This window comes from Stenotrophomonas maltophilia group sp. msm4, assembly GCF_032025605.1.
Lineage (GTDB): Bacteria > Pseudomonadota > Gammaproteobacteria > Xanthomonadales > Xanthomonadaceae > Stenotrophomonas > Stenotrophomonas sepilia.
Window position 1 is genome coordinate 728,455 of the sequence record NZ_JAVSKK010000003.1, and the last position, 15,940, is coordinate 744,394.

Sequence of the window (15,940 nt, forward strand, 5' to 3'; positions counted from 1 at the left end):
CGAGTCCCATGCTGAAATCCCGCGCGTCGCGCGAGACGTGGTTGTTCGTGGTGATGGCCCTGCTGGTGCTGGGGGCCGGGCTGGGCCTTCGTGATCCGTGGCCGTCGGACGAACCGCGCTTCGCGCTGGTGGCCAAGCAGATGTTCGACAGCGGGCAGTGGCTGTTCCCGCATCGCGGCACCGAGCTGTACTCGGACAAGCCGCCGATGCTGATGTGGTGGCAGGCCACGCTGTACAGCCTGGTCGGGCAGTGGCGCGTGGCCTTCCTGCTGCCGTCGCTGCTGGCGGCCCTGGGCACGCTGTGGTGCGTGGTCGACCTGGGGCGGCGCCTGTGGACGCGGCGGGTGGGGCTGTACGCCGGCTGGGCGCTGCTGTTCGCGCTGCAGTTCACCTTCCAGGCGAAGAAGGCGCAGATCGACCCACTGCTGCTGCTGTTCATCACCCTGGCCAACTACGGCCTGCTGCGCCACCTTCTGCTGGGACCCAGCTGGCGCTGGTGGTGGCTGGGCTGGTTCTTTGCTGGCATCGGCGTGATCACCAAGGGCGTGGGGATGCTGGCGCTGCTGATGCTCGTGCCTGCGGCGATCGCCGCGGCGCTGCAGTGGCCACGGGTGGGACTGCATGCGCGCGACGCGCGTTTCTGGCTGGCGCCGCTGGCCTTCCTGCTGGCGGTGTCGTTGTGGCTGGCGCCGATGCTGCTGGCCGGCTTTGCCACCGGCTCGGACGAGTACCGGGCCTACATGGACGACATCCTGTTCCAGCAGACGGCGCGGCGCTACGCCCATTCCTGGGACCACCACCAGCCCGCCTGGTACTTCCTGGCGACGATGCCGCTGATGTGGATCCCGGCGTTCCTGGCCCTGCCCTGGGCGATTCCGGCGTGGCGCCGCCGGCTGCGCCGTCGCGACCCGCGCTACCTGCTGCCGCTGGCCTGGTGGCTGATGGTGGTGCTGTTCTTCTCGATTCCGGCCGGCAAGCGCGATGTGTACATCCTGCCGGCGCTGCCGATGTTCTGCCTGGTGCTGGCGCCGCTGTTGCCTGGATTGCTGAGGCGGCGCGACGTTCAGGCCGTGGTGGGGGTGTTCACCGGCCTGCTGTCACTGGGCCTGGCCCTGGCCGGTGCGATGGCGGTGCTGGGCGAGCCGGCCTTCGAGCTGCGCCTGACCCACAGCCGCGGGCTGGCGCCCGGCGCTGTCGACGCACTGGCCTGGACGATCCTGGCGATGGGCGTGTGGGGCGGATTGAGCCTGCTGGCCTGCGGCCGTCGCCGGCATCTGGCGCTGGTGTCGACCCTGGGGATGGTCTGGGTGCTGTACAGCCTGGTCGGCTATCCGCTGCTGAACGATTCCAGTTCCGCCCGCGGCCTGATGCGCACGGTTGGTAGCCGTCTGGGCCCGGATGCCGAATTGGGGCTGGTGGCCTGGAAGGAGCAGCATCTGCTGCTGGCCGACCGTCCTGCAGCGACCTTCGGTTTCGAGACGGACTGGGACGAGCAGCTGATTGCGGCCACGCGCTGGCAGCGGCTGGCGCCCGGACGCCGCTGGTTGCTGGTGCACGAATACGCGATGCTGTCGTGCGTCGACCGCAACCGTTCTGAACTGGCCGGCGTGGCCAACCGGCGGCGCTGGTGGCTGGTGCCGGCAGCAGCGGTGAAGGTGCCCTGCGTGGTCACTGCAGAGGAGCGCGAACGTGAACGGCGTTTGCAGGAACATGACTAGCCACCACGATTCCGGCTTGTCCAGTCTGCCCAAGCGGGCCCAAAGGCAGTAAAACAGCAGGCTGGGACGGCCCCCGTTGGTCCTTCCCGTTCTTCCCGCAGATTGCAGCGATACTTCCCGACGTGCCAGCTTCACCGGACAACCTGAACCCCTTGGCCGGCGACCCGCTGGGCGTTCCCGCCGGCGGGCGTCACGGGGTGGCCCGCGGCCTGGCCCAGCTGGGCCTGTTCTGCCTGCCGGCACTGGTGCTGACCGTGCCGATCAACCTGCTGCCGTATGGCCTGCTGCTGCTGCTCAGCACGCTGCTGGCGCCGGAGCTGCTGTGGCGCGCGCGCGGCATGGCCGGTCAGCCGGTGAAAGTGCTGGCCTGGCTGATGCTGGCGGTGCTGGCGCTCGGCGTACTGTCGGTGGTGTTGTTCGAGCAGGGCCTGCGTGACGTCGACAACCGCTCGCGATTCGTGGTGATCCCGTGGATCGCGCTCTGGGTCTGCGCGCTGCGTCCCAACCTGCGGTGGCTCTGGTACGGATCATTGACAGGCCTGCTCGCCACCTTCGCGATGTCGCTGTGGCAGGTGCTGGGTGGCGCCGCGCGCGCAGAGTTGTTCACCAACGCCATCGTGCTGGCCGACATCGTGATGGTGTTGATGGTGCTGCTGGTGTTCTGTCGCCCGTCGCGGCGCTGGTCGCTGGTGATCCTCGGCATGGCCGCCGGCTGCGGCACCATCGTGCTGACCGGCAGCCGCGGCGTGTTCGCCGCCCTCCTGGCGCTGCTGGTGGTGCTGGCACTGAGCCTGCGCTGGCGCACCGGTGCGGCGCGCCTGTCGGTGCTGGCCGGCATGCTGGCGATCGGTGCGACCCTGCTGCTGTCGGTACCGGAGCTGCGTCACCAGGTGCGCCTGAGCGAGCTTCACAGTGACGTGCAGCGGATGGAACTGGGCGACAGTGATTCTTCCGCCGGTGCCCGCGTGGAACGCCTGCAGGTGGCCTGGGAGACCTTCCTCGATCACCCGCTGGTGGGCGTTGGCATCGGGCATTTCGACAGCGCGATGCTGCGCGTGCCGGTCTGCCGTGAGAATCCGGAAGAGTTGCGTTGCCACCTGGGGCATGCACACAACGATGTTGCCGAATGGGCAGCGACCCAGGGCGTACCGGGCCTGCTGCTGTTGCTGGCGGTGTATGGCATCCCGCTAGGGGTGTTCGTGCGGCTTCATCGCCGCAGCGGACGGACGACCTTCCGGGGGCCGGCCGCAGCCGGCATCATGCTGGTGATCACCTATGCGCTGTGCGGCCTGACCCAGTCGATGTTCGCGCACCAGATGACGGCCAGTTTCTATGTGACCCTGGTCGGCCTGCTGACCGGCCTGTCGATCGTCGAAGGCGCGCGCCACCGGGCAGTCACCGGGGCGTGACGCATCGGCGCGCCGGGCAGGGCCCGGCGATCAGGGGTTCGGCGGGTCGGCCACGGCCTGGCCGTTGCCCAGCATCCACAGCATGATGGTCTTCTGGCGCACGTAGTTGGCGCGCACATAAGCGTAGACCAGGCCATGCCAGCCGTCGCGGAAGCCGCCACGGAACACGAAGCCGCGCCAGAACCGCCAGGCCGGTGCCAGCACCAGCTTGCCCAGCGTGGCCCGCTTGCCGCGCGCGAACTCGTGCTCGGCCATCATCCGCGCGTACTTCTCGGTCTTGGCCAGCTGCTGCTGCAAGGAGCGGTAGGGATAGTGGACCAGGTCGCCGCGCAGGGTACCGACACTGCCATCGACGCTGGCGGCCTCGTGGATCTCGCGCTTGCCGCGCCAGCCGCCACGGCGGCGGTCGAACAGGCGCATCACCCGGTCCGGGTAGGCATTGCCATGGCGCAGGAACTTGCCGAAGTACTCCGACAGGCGTGCGAAGCGATAGCCGGCATGGCCAGCGAAGCCACCGTCGCGGGCCTGTTCGATGGCCTCACGCAGTTCCGGGCTGATCCGCTCATCGGCGTCCAGGCACAGCACCCAGTCGTGGCCGGCCTGCTCGACGCAGTACGCCTTCTGGCTGCGGAAGCCGTCGAACGGGCGCTGCAGCACGCGGGCGCCTGCGGCCTCGGCGATGGCCACGGTGGCATCGGTGGAGTAGGAGTCCACGACGACGATCTCATCGCAGAAGGCCAGCGAGGCCAGGCAGTCGCCGATGCGGCCGGCCTCGTTGAACGCGATAATGCAGGCCGAGATGCGAGGCCGTTCGATGGGAGCGGTCGTGGAGGACATGATGGCCGGGTACCTGTTGTTTGCGACGGAGCGCTATGCGCTGCCTATTCTCGCCCCGTTGGCGCAGGCCTTGCACGCCTCCGGGCAGGAGGTGGCGGCCTGGTTCGAGGGCGGCGCGGCCGGCAGCCAGCTGCCGGGCGTGCCCAACATCGGCCTCAAGCAGGCGCTGGCAATGCGGCCGCGGGCGGTTTTCAGCGCCGCCAACTGGGTGCCGACCTTCCTTTCGGGAGCCAAGGTGCAGCTGTTCCATGGCTTCAACGTGGAGAAGCGGGACAGTGCGCGCGGCCACTTCCGGGTGCGCGGCATGTTCGACCTGTACTGCACGCAGGGGCCGGCCACCACCGGGCCGTTCCGTGAGATCGCGGCCCTGCAGGGCCACTTCGCGGTGGCCGAGACCGGCTGGCCGAAGCTGGATCCGCTGTTCCGCGACGATGGTGGCGAGAGCGCCGCGCTGCGCGCCGCCGCTGGAGGACGCCCGGTGATCCTGTTCGGTTCGACCTTCACCGAACGCCTGAGCGCAGCCCCGCACCTGCATGCGCAGATTGCTGCCGACATCGCCGAGGGCAACCGCTACTGGCTGCTGACCCTGCACCCGAAGTGCCCACCGGAATTGTTCGAACGCTACCGCGCGCTGGCCGGTGCCAATGCACGCTTCATCGAGCCGGAGCAGGTGATGGCCGCACAGCGCGCCGCCGATGTGCTGGTGTCCGATACGTCCTCGATCGTTTCGGAGTTCATCGTCCAGCACAAGCCGGTGGTGACCTTCCGCAACCGGGTGCCCAAGCCGCACATGATCGACTTCGACGACCCGGTGCAGCTGCCGGCGATGCTGCAGCGCGCGCTGCATCCCGACGCCGCGCTGCAGGCGGAGATCGTGCGCTACGCCGATGCCATCCATCCGTACCGCGATGGCCTGTCCAGCGAGCGCGTGATTGCGGCTACCGAGGATTTCCTGTCCGGTGAAATGGGCGTGCTGCGGCGCAAGCCGTTCGGCAGCTGGGTGCGCGACCTGCAGATCCGCAAGGACCTGGGGTATTGGGGGCCGTCGCAGCGGTAAGCCGAGCGTGGGCTCGGCTCTACAGTAGATCCACGCCATGCGTGGATGCGCGGCCCCCGGCCGCGGTAGTGCCGGCCGCTGGCCGGCAACCTCGGGGATGTCTGCGGTTGCCGGCCAGCGGCCGGCACTACCTACCAGCGCAGCTTGCGCCGCGCCAGCGCGGCCGCCAGTTGATCCATCACCTGTTGCGCCTGCGCCTGCGGCAGGTAGTGCAGGATCAATGCCACATCGCCATGCGCGCCGGCGGTATCCAGCTGCAGGCTGCTGGTGCCCAGCAGCTTGTCCAGTGGCGAGCGCAGCAGGCGCAGGCCCTGCACCTTGTCCAGCTCGGCCCAGCGCCACCAGCGCTTCCACCAGCCGCCGCGCACGGCGACGTAGTGGTCATCCAGATACCAGCCCATGCGCGCCATCTGCCGGTGGGCCACAAGCAGCGCCAGCGGCAGCCAGGCCAGCACGATCAGGCCCCATGATCCCCAGCGCCAGTACGCGGCGGCGGCCAGCAGGGGAACCAGCAGCAGCGCGCCCAGGCACAGCCGCCACCAGCCACGCTGCGGAATGGACTGCCATTGCGCCGGCGGCCACTGCAGTTGAGGCAACAGGTGCTGCACCAGCTGCTCGCAGCGCATTGCCGGGGCCAGCGGTGCCAGCTCGCGCAGAGCGCGGTCCTGATCCCGCGAAGGGCCGCCGGCGGCGCTGTCGACGCGCAGCTGGCGCAGGCCGAACCAGCGATGCAGGGTGGTCTCGTACAGCGTCCAGGCCTGGATGCGGCGACGCGCGACACTGCTGCGGGTTCGGCTGACCAGGCCAGCCGAGACGGTCAGCCGGCGATCCTGCTCGCTGAGAGTGAAGCCGTGATAGCGCAGCAGGGTCAGCACCACCGACAACGCCCGCAGCGCCAGCCAGCCCAGCAGCAGGGCTGCGGCCAGCAGCAGGAAGGCGCCGGCCACGCCGGGATGCAGGTGGCTTGCGTAGCCGAAGGCCTCCCTGCCGCCACGCTGGATGGCCGCGTCCATCACCGGCCGCGGCACGGTCTGGAACAGCACGCCGAAGGCGGCGATCGCCAGTGCCCATCCGCGGTTGGAGAGCAGGCCCATGCGCACCACGTCCCAGCTCGACAGGCGCAGCAGCACCTGTTCGGTGTCGGTCCCGGTGATCGAGGGCGTGGCGACGACGCCGGCGGGCTGCGGTGCCTGCCCACGCTGGCGCACCAGCCGTTCCAGCGCCAGCGCCTGGTCCAGCCTCAGTACCCGCATCTCGGCTTCCGGCCGCACGCCGCCGGCCGATTCCAGGCGCAGCTCGGCCACACCGAACAGCCGGTGCAACGGGTTCTGCCGCACTTCCACGTTGTGGATGCGGGCGAACGGGATCTCACGGCGGTTGCGCGCCAGCAGCCCGCTGCGCACGGTGATGGCATCGCTGCCGATGCGGTAGCGGTAGCTGAGGTACTGCAGCACCGAGACCAGCACCAGTGCCGCGATCGCCGACAGTGGAATCAACTGCGCCCACATCGGGTCGCGCTCGCCACGCTGGCCGAACACCAGCAGCGCGACCAGCGGCAGGAAGTAGTGTCGCAGCTGCATCAGCAGCACGAACAACCACGACCACGGGTGCAGGCGATGGTCCTCGCCACCGGCAGGCAGCGATGCGGGCAGGGGCGGCGGCAGGCTCACAGGGCGTCGGCGTCCTGGTCGAGCTGGTGCGAGAGGGTGTCGCGCAGGCGCTCGGCGTCGGCTTCATCCAGGCCGTTGACGGTGACCGCGCTCATGCGGGTGCCGGCAGTGTGCACGATCAGCGTGGCCAGGCCGGCACGGCGCTCCAACGGGCCCCGGCGCAGGTCCAGGTGCTGTACGCGCGAAATGGGAATCCGGGTTTCCAGCTGCCACATCAGGTCGCGGCGCAGGCCCAGGCCCTGGTCATCCAGGCGCCAGCGGGTGCGGGTCAGTCGCCGGCGGCCGAGCCAGGCGCCGAAGAGGATGCCGATCAGCAGCCCCAGGGCGGCAGTCCACAGGCCGCCGGGCAGATCGAAGAACCAGGCAGCTGCGGCCAGTGGCAGACCCGGTACGAACAGTCCGCCGAAGGCGCCTTCCAGTGCGGCCAGGCGGGCGGCACGTTGCGGCAGCGATTGCCAGGCTTCGGTGGTCGGGGCGATAGGGGCGACGTCGGTCACGCGGGCTCCGTCAGGTGGCAGGGCGAGCGGCGGCGGCGGTGGCCGCACCGCGCAGACGGTAGCAGGTCGGCTGTGTTACTGGGCAGCCTGGATCAGCGCATCGACATCCAGCAGGTGACCAGCACGATCGGCCTTGGTGCGCAGGTAGTGTTCGTTTTCGGCGGTGATCTCGCCGGTGACCGGAATGCAGTCCAGCACCTCGATGCCGGCATTGCGCAGGCGCTGTGCCTTGGTCGGGTTGTTGCTGAGCAGAGCCACGCGCGAAATGCCCAGGCCATGCAGCATCGCCACCGCACTGCCGTAGCGGCGTTCGTCGGCACCGAAGCCCAGCTGCGCATCGGCGTCGATGGTGTCCAGGCCGTCGTGCTGGTAGCCATAGGCGCGCATCTTGGCGGCGATGCCGGTGCCGCGGCCTTCCTGGTCCAGGTACAGCAGCACGCCACCGCCCAGTTCCTTCAGCTTGCGCAGCCCGCGCCGCAGCTGGTCGCCGCAGTCGCACTTGAGCGAGCCGAACAGGTCGCCGGTCAGGCACGAGGAGTGCACGCGTACCGGTACCACCGACGACAGGTCCGGTTCGCCGACGATGATCGCGACCTGGTCGCGCTGGGCCACGCCGCCGCGGAACACCGCGAAGGTGGTCATGCCGACGTCGCGCAGCGGTACCGGCGAACGCGCCACCAGTTCGTAGTCGTGGGCCGCATGTGCTGCGCCTTCGGCCAGGTCGCACAGGGCCACCTCGGCGGCACCGTCGAACGTGTGGTCATCCACGTCCAGGCGCACCGCGACCATCGCCGGCAGCAGCAGGCCCAGGCGGGCCAGCTCCACCGCGCCGGCATCGAAGGCGTCGCCGGCTGCCCAGCCGTCGGGCATGGGGCCGGGCTCGCGCAGGTAACCCAGCGAGGGCAGGGTATCGAAGGCAATGCCAGCCAGCGGCAGGCGCGCGCCTTCCGGTGCTTCCACGCCGAGCACGCGGGCGCGGGTCGCGGTCAGGAACAGGTAGTGGCGCTCGCGCGCGGCACCGGCGAACGTGGCAAAGCTGCTGGCAGTGGCGCTGTCCAGTGCAATCACCGCCAGGCGCTGGCGCTGGCCATCGTGGAGCAGTACCGGGCGACCGGCACGCAGTTCGGCCACCGCGCGTTCGCAGCGGATCGCGGCGGGGTCGCCGAACAGGGAAGAGGCAGCAGGCATGGCAGGACCGGGGGAGGCGGACATCGCAGTCTCTATGGGGGCGACGGCGTCGTATTCAACGTGGTGCGGCCGCCGGTCGCAGGGGCCGGACGGGCCCGCGTGGTGCGACCGTCAGTGCGGATGCTCTTCGGTCGCGTACGGGTCTTCCTCGCCGCTGCCCGGTGGCCGCAGCGTATAGCGCTTGTAGGTCCACTGGTACTGCGTCGGGTCGCGGCGGGCGATGCGCTCGATGCCGGCGTTGAGCGCGGTGGCCGCCACCTGCGGGTCCGGGTCGGCCACGGCGGGGTCGGTCGGCTCGATGTGCAGGGCGAATTCCATGTCCGGCCCGATGCGCTCGCACCAGCCATACAGCACGGTGGCGCCGGTGCGCTCGGCCAGCCGGTTGACCAGGGTCATGGTCAGTGCCTGCACGCCGAAGAACGGCACGAACACGCCGTCGCCGGCCTTGGGTTGCTGGTCGGGCAGGATGCCGGTGGCACCGCCGTCCTTGAGCACCTTGAACAGCTGGCGCACGGCGGGGCCCTCGGCGCGCACCTGCTGCACGTTCTGGCCGCCCCGCACCAGCTGCAGGAAGGCGTCGCTGGCCTCGTCCTCCGGTGGCTTGTAGACGATGGCGATGTGCCCGCGCGAGGCCAGCCACTGGTTCAGCAGCTCCCAGTTGCCGAAGTGGGGTGCGGCCACGATCACGCCCTTGCCGCTGGCCAGCGCCGCGTCGTACAGGGCTTCGCCGTGGCGCTGCTTCAGGTGCAGGCGCAGGTTGTCGGCGGGCCTCTGGCTCCACAGCCGCAGCGTCTCGATGGCCTGCAGGGCGGTGGAGCGCAGCAGCTCGCGGTGCAGGCGGTCGCGCGCCGGACCGTCCAGTTCCGGGTAGGCCAGTTCCAGGTTGCGCCGGGTGACGCGGCTCTCGCGAGCGTTGAGACGGACCCACGTCCACGCCAGGGCATGCGCGAATCCCCGCAGCACTGGCCAGGGCAGGCGGGCGAACAGGGTGGTGGCGCGGTAGACCAGCCGGGCTTTGCGTTGCGGATTCATCGGCGCCAGTTTAGCCAAGGGCGCTGCTATCGTGGCCGGCCCTGTTCATTGGAAGCCCACGATGCTCGTCCTGATCCAGCGCGTCAGCCAGGCCGCCGTCCACGTCGACCAGGAAGTGGTGGGGCAGATCGGCCCCGGCCTGCTAGCCCTGGTCGGCATGGAACCGGGCGATACCGAGGCCCAGCTGCGACGGATGGCCGAGCGCCTGCTGGGCTACCGGGTGTTCGCCGACGAGGCCGGGAAGATGAACCGGTCGCTGCGCGACACCGGCGGCGGCCTGCTGCTGGTCAGCCAGTTCACCCTGGCCGCCGATACCCGTTCGGGCATGCGCCCCAGTTTCACGACCGCCGCACCGCCGGACGAGGCTGAACGCGGGTTCAATCGATTTGTCGAGATCTGTCGTGAAAATCACGCGCCCGGGGTGGAAACGGGCCGATTTGGTGCCCATATGGTCGTCAGCCTGGTCAATGACGGTCCCGTGACCTTCCTTCTCAGGCCCTGAGCCTGCGGGACCACCGCCCGGCAGGCGGGGCCCCGGGCTGGTATAATGCTACGTTCCCTATTTCTCCCTAGCCGGTGGCGCGAGCACTACATGGCCAACGAACGTCCTGCCCAATCCGAAATCAAGCAACTGATCAGCAAGGGCCTGGAACAGGGCTACCTGACCTACGCCGAAGTCAATGACCATCTGCCGGACGACATGGTCGACCCGGAACAGATCGAAGACATCATCGGCATGATCAACGGCATGGGCATTGATGTCCATGAAGTTGCGCCGGATGTGGAAACCCTGCTTCTCAACGATGGCAACACCGGCAACCGCGAAGTCGATGACACTGCGGCTGAAGAAGCTGCCGCCGCGCTGAGCGCGCTCGACACCGAAGGTGGCCGTACCACCGACCCGGTGCGCATGTACATGCGCGAAATGGGCACCGTCGAGCTGCTGACCCGCGAAGGCGAAATCGCCATCGCCAAGCGCATCGAGGAAGGCCTTTCGCAGGTCCAGGCGGCCCTGGGCCAGTTCCCGGTTTCGGTCGAGTCGCTGCTGAACGACTACGAAGCCCACAAGGAAGGCAAGAAGCGCCTGGCCGAAGTGATCGTCGGCTTCAACGACCTGGTCGACGAAGAGCCGGCACCGCCGGCGGTCGTTGCCGATGACAGCGCCGATGCGGACGCCGAAGGCGACGAGGACGAGGACGACGATGTCGACGGTGGCGATGAAGAAGCCGCACCGACCGGTCCGGATCCGGAGGAAGTCGCCGCGCGCATGCAGGCACTGAGCGATGCCTTCAACGCTTTCAAGAAGGCCGCGACCAAGGGCGACAAGAAGAACCTGCCGCGCCTGCGCGAAGAGATGTCGGCGGTGTTCGTCACCCTGAAGCTGCCGCTGCCGCTGACCGACGTGCTGACCAAGCAGTTGCGCGACACCATGGCCGACATCAAGTCGCATGAGCGCCGTGTGCTGAACCTGGCCACCGTCACCGCGCGCATGCCGCGCAAGGACTTCATCCGTTCCTGGGAAGGCAACCAGACCAACCTGGAGTGGGTGGAAGACGCACTGAAGCGCAAGCAGAAGTGGTCGTCGGCCCTGCGCGAAGTGAAGGACCAGATCATCGCCGAACAGCAGGCGACGATCGACATCGAGAAGCTGACCCAGCTGGACCTGGAAGAGCTGAAGGAAATCAGCCGTGCCATGGCCTACGGTGAAGCCAAGGCGCGCAAGGCCAAGAAGGAAATGGTCGAGGCCAACCTGCGCCTGGTGATCTCGATTGCCAAGAAGTACACCAACCGTGGCCTGCAGTTCCTCGACCTGATCCAGGAAGGCAACATCGGCCTGATGAAGGCCGTGGACAAGTTCGAGTACCGCCGCGGCTACAAGTTCTCGACCTACGCCACCTGGTGGATCCGCCAGGCGATCACCCGCTCGATCGCCGACCAGGCGCGCACCATCCGTATTCCGGTGCACATGATCGAGACGATCAACAAGTTGAACCGCATTTCCCGCCAGATGCTCCAGCAGTATGGCCGCGAGGCTACGCCGGAGGAGCTTGCCAAGGAAATGGACATGCCGGAAGACAAGATCCGCAAGGTGATGAAGATCGCCAAGGAGCCGATCTCGATGGAAACCCCGATCGGCGACGACGAGGATTCCCATCTGGGCGACTTCATCGAGGACACCAACGTGGAGTCCCCGATCGAGAACACCACCAACATCAACTTGTCCGAAACCGTTCGCGACGTGCTGGCCGGCCTCACCCCGAGGGAAGCCAAGGTGCTGCGCATGCGCTTCGGCATCGACATGAACACCGACCACACGCTGGAAGAGGTCGGCAAGCAGTTCGACGTGACCCGCGAGCGCATCCGCCAGATCGAAGCGAAGGCCCTGCGCAAGCTGCGTCACCCGAGCCGTTCGGAGCAGCTGCGCAGCTTCCTGGATATCGATTGATAGCCAGCGGCTGTTGAAGCGTTGAGAGAAACCCCGCCTGGTGCGGGGTTTTTCTTTTCTGGGCGTTGCGCTTGCCCTTCCTGCTTTTCTGTAGAGCCGAGCCATGCTCGGCTGCTGTTCGCGATGACGTATCCGGCAGATCTTCTCAACAGGTGTCGGTTGCTTGCCGCACCTTGTGACGCAACTGGCCTGAGAATTGTTGAACCCTTCGCCGCGATTCATCGTCGCAGGAGACCGTCACCCGGCCGAAGTCCAAGTGGCTCAATGATCCAAGTACCCAGCTTCGAGTGCTGCGCGCAGACGCTGTCGCAATCGCCAATTGAAGCCACTACCTTCTCTTCCACACAGTCCTCCGCAGGTGCTCAACACACCGTCGTAGGCGGACTGTCTGCCGCAACAGCAGGCAATCCAAGGTCAATCCGCAACACTCGCCATTCCGGTGAGCCAAGGGTTTCTGGCCGGGTGGCGCGCAGCCATACAAGACCCCGCAAGGGGAAAAGCTGCGGGCGGCCCTACGACCGTGTTGAAGCACCCGGTCGCCTCTCTCAACAGGAGGCGGAAGAGGTTCGACGAATCGTAGGAGAGTGAGTATGGGGCTGACGGAGATTGGCGGTGGGTGCGGCTGGGGTGTCTCGGATACGCGTGGCTGCGACTTTCCCCCGTTGTTGGACTGGGACGATGTGCTGCGTGATGAGCGCGAGGACCCATTGGGGTTCGCACGACGAGCGACGTTGGCGTTGCTGACGTTGTCTGGTGCGGAACTGGTCGAGGGCTTTGACGGCGGCAACCAGAAGGGACTGGAAGAGGCCGGGCGGACGGTGGCGCTGTTCCAGGCACATCTGCGGCGGCAGATGTGGTTCGCGGAAGCGGCGGAGAAGCGGTTGGGGCGTGTTGCTGAGGCTCTTGCTGCTGCCGGGTAGCCGATCGAGCGCGGCCTCCACTACACTGTGACGCTGCGCAGGGCCTATAGCTCAACGGTTAGAGCAGGGGACTCATAATCCCTTGGTTTCAGGTTCGAATCCTGATGGGCCCACCAGTTAAATCAGGCACTTAGGCTTACGCCCAAGTGCCTATTTTGCGCTGCCGGGAAAATTGCCGGGAAAATTCAGCGCTTGCGCGGTGGTTTCACGATGGGCATGTCGTGATCGTAGCGGCCCGTCGTCGTCGGCGATTTGTGCCCGGCCGCGTCCTGCTTGTCGCCACGATTGCCCTCGGTGTCGGTAATACCCCGGTGCTTGAGACCGTGCATCGAGAACCGCTCGTCTTCCTCGATCACTCCTTCGCTCATTGCCATGCGAATGAAGCGTTGCCAGGCACTGGACATTGAGGACCGGGCGATGGGGTTGCCTGTCTGTTCCACCAAGAGGAAGCGCTGCTCCGGCCTGATCGGCACAGGGAAGTTGCGACCCTTGCGGTTCCAGATCCCGTTACGTCGAGTAACCAGCGCCTCCCATGCCTCGACCATCTCCTCGTTCCATTCCGTGACTGATGCGCGCGATCCCTTCCGTCGCTCGCCATGCACGCCACGATCCAGCCGGTGGGCATCAGTAAGGGTGCAGACCTCAATACCGCGCAGGCGCGCACTGAATGCGAGCACCATCGCTGGGGCGATGTATGCGGGACAGCTGCCCTTTGTATGGGGACGCCGGGCGCCACGCTCGCGCGCGAAGGCAAGCACCTTCGCGAAAGCATCGGGGGTAGGCATCCTGTGCTCGCGTGCTTCCTTCGCCTGTCTGACGCCTTGTGCCGGGTTGCTCTTGCAGTAGCCGTGCCGGACGCCCCACGCCAACGTGCGGCGCAGGTAGCGGAACTGGTGGTTGGCTTTACTAGGGAATGCCGGCAGTGCGGGCTGAGTCTTAGTAGCCGGTCGTCCCCTGGCGAATACCTCCACCAACCGCTGCACCACCGGTGTGGTGATCCTGTCCACCTGCATGCGCCCAAACGGGGTGCCGCACTTGCGCACGTAGTTGGCCAGGCTATCGGCATATCGCTTGTAGTCATCCTGGGTGTCCAGTGAAAGTTCCTTGAACTCGCTGGATTCGTGGAATCGGTCGAACAGATAGCGAACCGTCCCTCGTTCTTGGCCGGTCGTCAGTGACTCCACGATGGCATGTAGTTCCGACAAACGCGCAGTCGCGTGGGCCACCGTGCGCTTGACGCGACGGCCACCCTCCGCGTGGTCCTCAAGGACATACCAACGGTTGTCGTGCCAGTAGATCCCTCGCGGCAGCGCGTTCTGCTCGATGTGCGCCGGAATGTCCGGGTTGAACTTCCTCTTTCTGCCGCGTGCCATCAGATGTTGTCCTCTTCTCTTACGTCTTCGTGCTGCGGGTCGATCAAGCCCAGCGCCGCGTTCACCGCGTCGAGGGTCGTCCAGATTCCACCCTGGCGGTCGTACTTGTAGCGGATGCCCTCCCTGTCTGCCCAGCGGCGGACGGTGACGGCCCGTGGGGGCGGGCCTTCGGGAGCGCAGATCCGCTGCAGGTCTGTGAAGTGCAGGATCTGCGCCATGCTCAAGCCCTCCCTGCGGCGAACAATTTCATCTGCAACACGTTGCTCGGCAAGGGTTCCTCCACTGCCGCGGCGGTCGGCTGCAGGCCGTGTTGCTTGTGCCAGTGCGCCCACGCAAGATCGAACGACGGGTGTTTCGCGGTGGTGCTGCAACGGCATTCGATGAGGTGGCCACCGCCCGCGCCCGCGCGGCGTAGATCATGGATGTACCGCGCCGGGTGGCCATCCGGGCAGGCGGGGAGGGCGCGCGGCGCAGTCTTCTGCAGCTGTGTCATGCGGCCTCCTGCATCAGAGCGGCTCTGATCAGATCAATGTCTTCGCCAGCCTGTCCGCTGCAGCAGCACTTGCGGCGCAGGGTCAGGATCTTCTGGATAGCAGCTTCTACATCGGTGGTTGTGCCAGGGAAGAGGAGTAGTTGCTCAGCCATTGGTCACCTCGCTAGACAGCTTCACGCCACAGAACGGGCAGAACGTGGGCGCTACAGCCCAGGGCGAATGGCCGCGCTTCTTCTCCACTGCCTTGGTAGCGATGGTCACCGTGGAACTGACGGCGGCGCCTAGGAAGAAGGAACGGGACAGCTGTGTGTTGGCGCCAGCCTCAGCCAGACGCTGGTCGACCTTGTCCATGCAATCGCACGCACTCATGCAGCACCTCCGGTGCGGCGAACGGCCATGGGGGCGCGGCGGCGCAGCGCCTGAGGGATCTGGCCCACGGCCAGGCCGCTGTGGCGCCGCCGAGTGGGGCGGGTGATCCACAGCTTGTGCAGGACAGCGCCGGCAGATGCGGGGGCCACGCAGAGAAGGACCAGCTCAAGCATTGCGCACCCCCTGGCGGCGAATGCCGATCGCGGCCAGCACCTGGTCGATGTGCAGCAGTCGGCTCCCGAGCAGCTGCGCCGCCCGCTGGCCGTAGTCCCGGCAGTTGGCCAGGTACAGGTAGCCGTGGCGCTGCAGGCGGTCGCCTGTGAGCTGGACATCGTCCAGGTCGCGGACATGGCGCAAGCCCAGGTTGGCGGCAATTACCTGGCCGTGCAGCGTCTTCCCGCTGCCCTGGGGGCCGTAAAGGACTTTGGACAGAGGTGCGGTGGGTTCCTGCGGGCCCAGGATGGCCTGGTGCTTGCGGTGCTTAGCCATGGGCCACCTCCTGCGCGGCAGCGGCCACGGCGCTGTGGCTGGCCTTGGCGCTCGGCAGCATGTTGGCTACCTCGAAGGGGAAAGGCAGGCGGTTGGCCAGCTCGGCTAGCTCAGCGGAGATCCACTCTGCCTCGACGGCGAAGTCTTCGCTGCCAATGGTCTGCACCCAGCCGGCCGCGTTGCCCCGGCGGCGCTCAAGCACCTGCTGGGCGGTCTTGTTGCCCCCCATATCCAACTGTGCGGTGACGATCACCTTGTTATGGGTGATGTGCATTGTCAGGGTTGCGCTGCAGCCCTTGGCGTCGCCGGGGTCAAATCCACACAGTCCGTCACTCGTGATAGCCTTCGCCTCTGGTCCGGTGCCGGAAACCTTCGTATTTGCCCTGGTGTGGTCGGTCTTGCTGATCATGTCGTGCATGGTTCTCTCCTGAACTTTGTTGGT

Annotated in this window: 17 protein-coding genes and 1 tRNA gene; 7 read left to right on the forward strand and 11 right to left on the reverse strand. The window is 67.2% G+C overall.

All coding sequences use genetic code 11. The annotated features are described in order from the left end of the window. The first annotated feature begins 8 nt into the window (after window positions 1–8). On the forward strand, window positions 9–1,718 hold the full coding sequence (locus ROV93_RS17620) for a glycosyltransferase family 39 protein (protein WP_072167255.1): 1,710 nt from the start codon (window positions 9–11) through the stop codon (window positions 1,716–1,718). Window positions 1,719–1,870: 152 nt separating this feature from the next. Beyond that, window positions 1,871–3,127: an O-antigen ligase gene (locus ROV93_RS17625; protein WP_072167254.1), complete on the forward strand. Its 1,257-nt coding sequence runs from the start codon at window positions 1,871–1,873 to the stop codon at window positions 3,125–3,127. Window positions 3,128–3,157: 30 nt separating this feature from the next. On the opposite strand, the gene ROV93_RS17630 is transcribed toward ROV93_RS17625, so the two are convergent. Beyond that, window positions 3,158–3,964: a glycosyltransferase family 2 protein gene (locus ROV93_RS17630; RefSeq protein WP_061478126.1), complete on the reverse strand. Its 807-nt coding sequence runs from the start codon at window positions 3,962–3,964 to the stop codon at window positions 3,158–3,160. Between ROV93_RS17630 and ROV93_RS17635 the strand changes: the two genes are divergently transcribed. Then, a complete protein-coding gene (locus ROV93_RS17635) occupies window positions 3,963–5,021 on the forward strand; it encodes a CDP-glycerol glycerophosphotransferase family protein (RefSeq protein ID WP_072167253.1) in 1,059 nt (352 codons plus the stop codon). The two genes, ROV93_RS17630 and ROV93_RS17635, sit on opposite strands and share 2 nt — an antisense overlap. 131 nt (window positions 5,022–5,152) lie before the next feature. Here ROV93_RS17635 and ROV93_RS17640 read toward each other — a convergent pair whose 3' ends face one another. The 4 genes from ROV93_RS17640 to ROV93_RS17655 form a co-directional block, all read right to left on the reverse strand. Continuing rightward, entirely contained in the window at window positions 5,153–6,691 is a 1,539-nt protein-coding gene (locus tag ROV93_RS17640) for a PH domain-containing protein (RefSeq protein WP_072167252.1), read from the reverse strand. Then, window positions 6,688–7,188, reverse strand: coding sequence for a PH domain-containing protein (locus tag ROV93_RS17645; protein ID WP_005419594.1), 501 nt, complete (start codon window positions 7,186–7,188; stop codon window positions 6,688–6,690). Before ROV93_RS17645 ends, ROV93_RS17640 begins: the two co-directional genes overlap by 4 nt. A 75-nt stretch (window positions 7,189–7,263) precedes the next feature. Beyond that, entirely contained in the window at window positions 7,264–8,400 is a 1,137-nt protein-coding gene (ribA, locus tag ROV93_RS17650; RefSeq protein WP_072167251.1) for a GTP cyclohydrolase II RibA, read from the reverse strand. An 87-nt stretch (window positions 8,401–8,487) separates the two neighbouring features. Next, the gene (locus ROV93_RS17655) at window positions 8,488–9,408 is read right to left on the reverse strand and encodes a lauroyl acyltransferase (protein WP_005419590.1); all 921 of its coding nucleotides are present in this window, start codon (window positions 9,406–9,408) and stop codon (window positions 8,488–8,490) included. Between the two features lie 61 nt (window positions 9,409–9,469). On the opposite strand from ROV93_RS17655, the gene dtd reads away from it, so the two are divergent. The 4 genes from dtd to ROV93_RS17675 all read left to right on the forward strand — a co-directional run bounded on the left by dtd (window position 9,470) and on the right by ROV93_RS17675 (window position 12,890). Then, the gene (gene dtd / locus ROV93_RS17660) at window positions 9,470–9,910 is read left to right on the forward strand and encodes a D-aminoacyl-tRNA deacylase (RefSeq protein WP_005419588.1); all 441 of its coding nucleotides are present in this window, start codon (window positions 9,470–9,472) and stop codon (window positions 9,908–9,910) included. Between the two features lie 90 nt (window positions 9,911–10,000). After that, on the forward strand, window positions 10,001–11,854 hold the full coding sequence (rpoD, locus tag ROV93_RS17665) for an RNA polymerase sigma factor RpoD (protein WP_005419586.1): 1,854 nt from the start codon (window positions 10,001–10,003) through the stop codon (window positions 11,852–11,854). A gap of 590 nt (window positions 11,855–12,444) precedes the next feature. After that, window positions 12,445–12,774 carry a hypothetical protein gene (locus ROV93_RS17670; protein ID WP_072167250.1) on the forward strand — a complete coding sequence of 110 codons (330 nt, stop codon included), beginning with the start codon at window positions 12,445–12,447 and terminating at the stop codon, window positions 12,772–12,774. 40 nt (window positions 12,775–12,814) lie between these two features. After that, window positions 12,815–12,890 (forward strand) — tRNA-Ile (locus tag ROV93_RS17675). A gap of 69 nt (window positions 12,891–12,959) precedes the next feature. On the opposite strand, the gene ROV93_RS17680 is transcribed toward ROV93_RS17675, so the two are convergent. The 6 genes from ROV93_RS17680 to ROV93_RS17705 form a co-directional block, all read right to left on the reverse strand. Then, window positions 12,960–14,147, reverse strand: a complete 1,188-nt coding sequence (locus ROV93_RS17680; RefSeq protein WP_312540505.1) for an integrase — start codon at window positions 14,145–14,147, stop codon at window positions 12,960–12,962. After that, complete coding sequence (locus ROV93_RS17685; protein ID WP_099561463.1) at window positions 14,147–14,365, reverse strand: hypothetical protein; 219 nt, start codon at window positions 14,363–14,365, stop codon at window positions 14,147–14,149. The genes ROV93_RS17680 and ROV93_RS17685 overlap by 1 nt, the downstream gene beginning before the upstream one ends. A gap of 2 nt (window positions 14,366–14,367) precedes the next feature. After that, complete coding sequence (locus ROV93_RS17690) at window positions 14,368–14,640, reverse strand: hypothetical protein (protein WP_312540508.1); 273 nt, start codon at window positions 14,638–14,640, stop codon at window positions 14,368–14,370. 144 nt (window positions 14,641–14,784) lie between these two features. After that, a complete protein-coding gene (locus ROV93_RS17695) occupies window positions 14,785–15,009 on the reverse strand; it encodes a hypothetical protein (protein ID WP_143597382.1) in 225 nt (74 codons plus the stop codon). A 165-nt stretch (window positions 15,010–15,174) separates the two neighbouring features. Further along, window positions 15,175–15,498: a hypothetical protein gene (locus ROV93_RS17700; RefSeq protein WP_099561466.1), complete on the reverse strand. Its 324-nt coding sequence runs from the start codon at window positions 15,496–15,498 to the stop codon at window positions 15,175–15,177. Continuing rightward, a complete protein-coding gene (locus ROV93_RS17705; protein WP_312540518.1) occupies window positions 15,491–15,916 on the reverse strand; it encodes a hypothetical protein in 426 nt (141 codons plus the stop codon). Before ROV93_RS17705 ends, ROV93_RS17700 begins: the two co-directional genes overlap by 8 nt. Between the last annotated feature and the right edge of the window lie 24 nt (window positions 15,917–15,940).

What these genes read in the sequence shown, in the direction of transcription:
- rpoD (WP_005419586.1), top strand. Translation starts at nt 10,001, where the DNA reads ATGGCCAACGAACGTCCTGCCCAATCCGAAATCAAGCAACTGATCAGC.
- ROV93_RS17620 (WP_072167255.1), top strand. Translation starts at nt 9, where the DNA reads ATGCTGAAATCCCGCGCGTCGCGCGAGACGTGGTTGTTCGTGGTGATG.
- ROV93_RS17670 (WP_072167250.1), top strand. Translation starts at nt 12,445, where the DNA reads ATGGGGCTGACGGAGATTGGCGGTGGGTGCGGCTGGGGTGTCTCGGAT.
- ROV93_RS17685 (WP_099561463.1), bottom strand. Translation starts at nt 14,365, where the DNA reads ATGGCGCAGATCCTGCACTTCACAGACCTGCAGCGGATCTGCGCTCCC.
- ROV93_RS17630 (WP_061478126.1), bottom strand. Translation starts at nt 3,964, where the DNA reads ATGTCCTCCACGACCGCTCCCATCGAACGGCCTCGCATCTCGGCCTGC.
- ROV93_RS17655 (WP_005419590.1), bottom strand. Translation starts at nt 9,408, where the DNA reads ATGAATCCGCAACGCAAAGCCCGGCTGGTCTACCGCGCCACCACCCTG.
- ROV93_RS17680 (WP_312540505.1), bottom strand. Translation starts at nt 14,147, where the DNA reads ATGGCACGCGGCAGAAAGAGGAAGTTCAACCCGGACATTCCGGCGCAC.
- dtd (WP_005419588.1), top strand. Translation starts at nt 9,470, where the DNA reads ATGCTCGTCCTGATCCAGCGCGTCAGCCAGGCCGCCGTCCACGTCGAC.
- ROV93_RS17635 (WP_072167253.1), top strand. Translation starts at nt 3,963, where the DNA reads ATGATGGCCGGGTACCTGTTGTTTGCGACGGAGCGCTATGCGCTGCCT.
- ROV93_RS17705 (WP_312540518.1), bottom strand. Translation starts at nt 15,916, where the DNA reads ATGCACGACATGATCAGCAAGACCGACCACACCAGGGCAAATACGAAG.
- ribA (WP_072167251.1), bottom strand. Translation starts at nt 8,400, where the DNA reads ATGTCCGCCTCCCCCGGTCCTGCCATGCCTGCTGCCTCTTCCCTGTTC.
- ROV93_RS17700 (WP_099561466.1), bottom strand. Translation starts at nt 15,498, where the DNA reads ATGGCTAAGCACCGCAAGCACCAGGCCATCCTGGGCCCGCAGGAACCC.
- ROV93_RS17690 (WP_312540508.1), bottom strand. Translation starts at nt 14,640, where the DNA reads ATGACACAGCTGCAGAAGACTGCGCCGCGCGCCCTCCCCGCCTGCCCG.
- ROV93_RS17695 (WP_143597382.1), bottom strand. Translation starts at nt 15,009, where the DNA reads ATGAGTGCGTGCGATTGCATGGACAAGGTCGACCAGCGTCTGGCTGAG.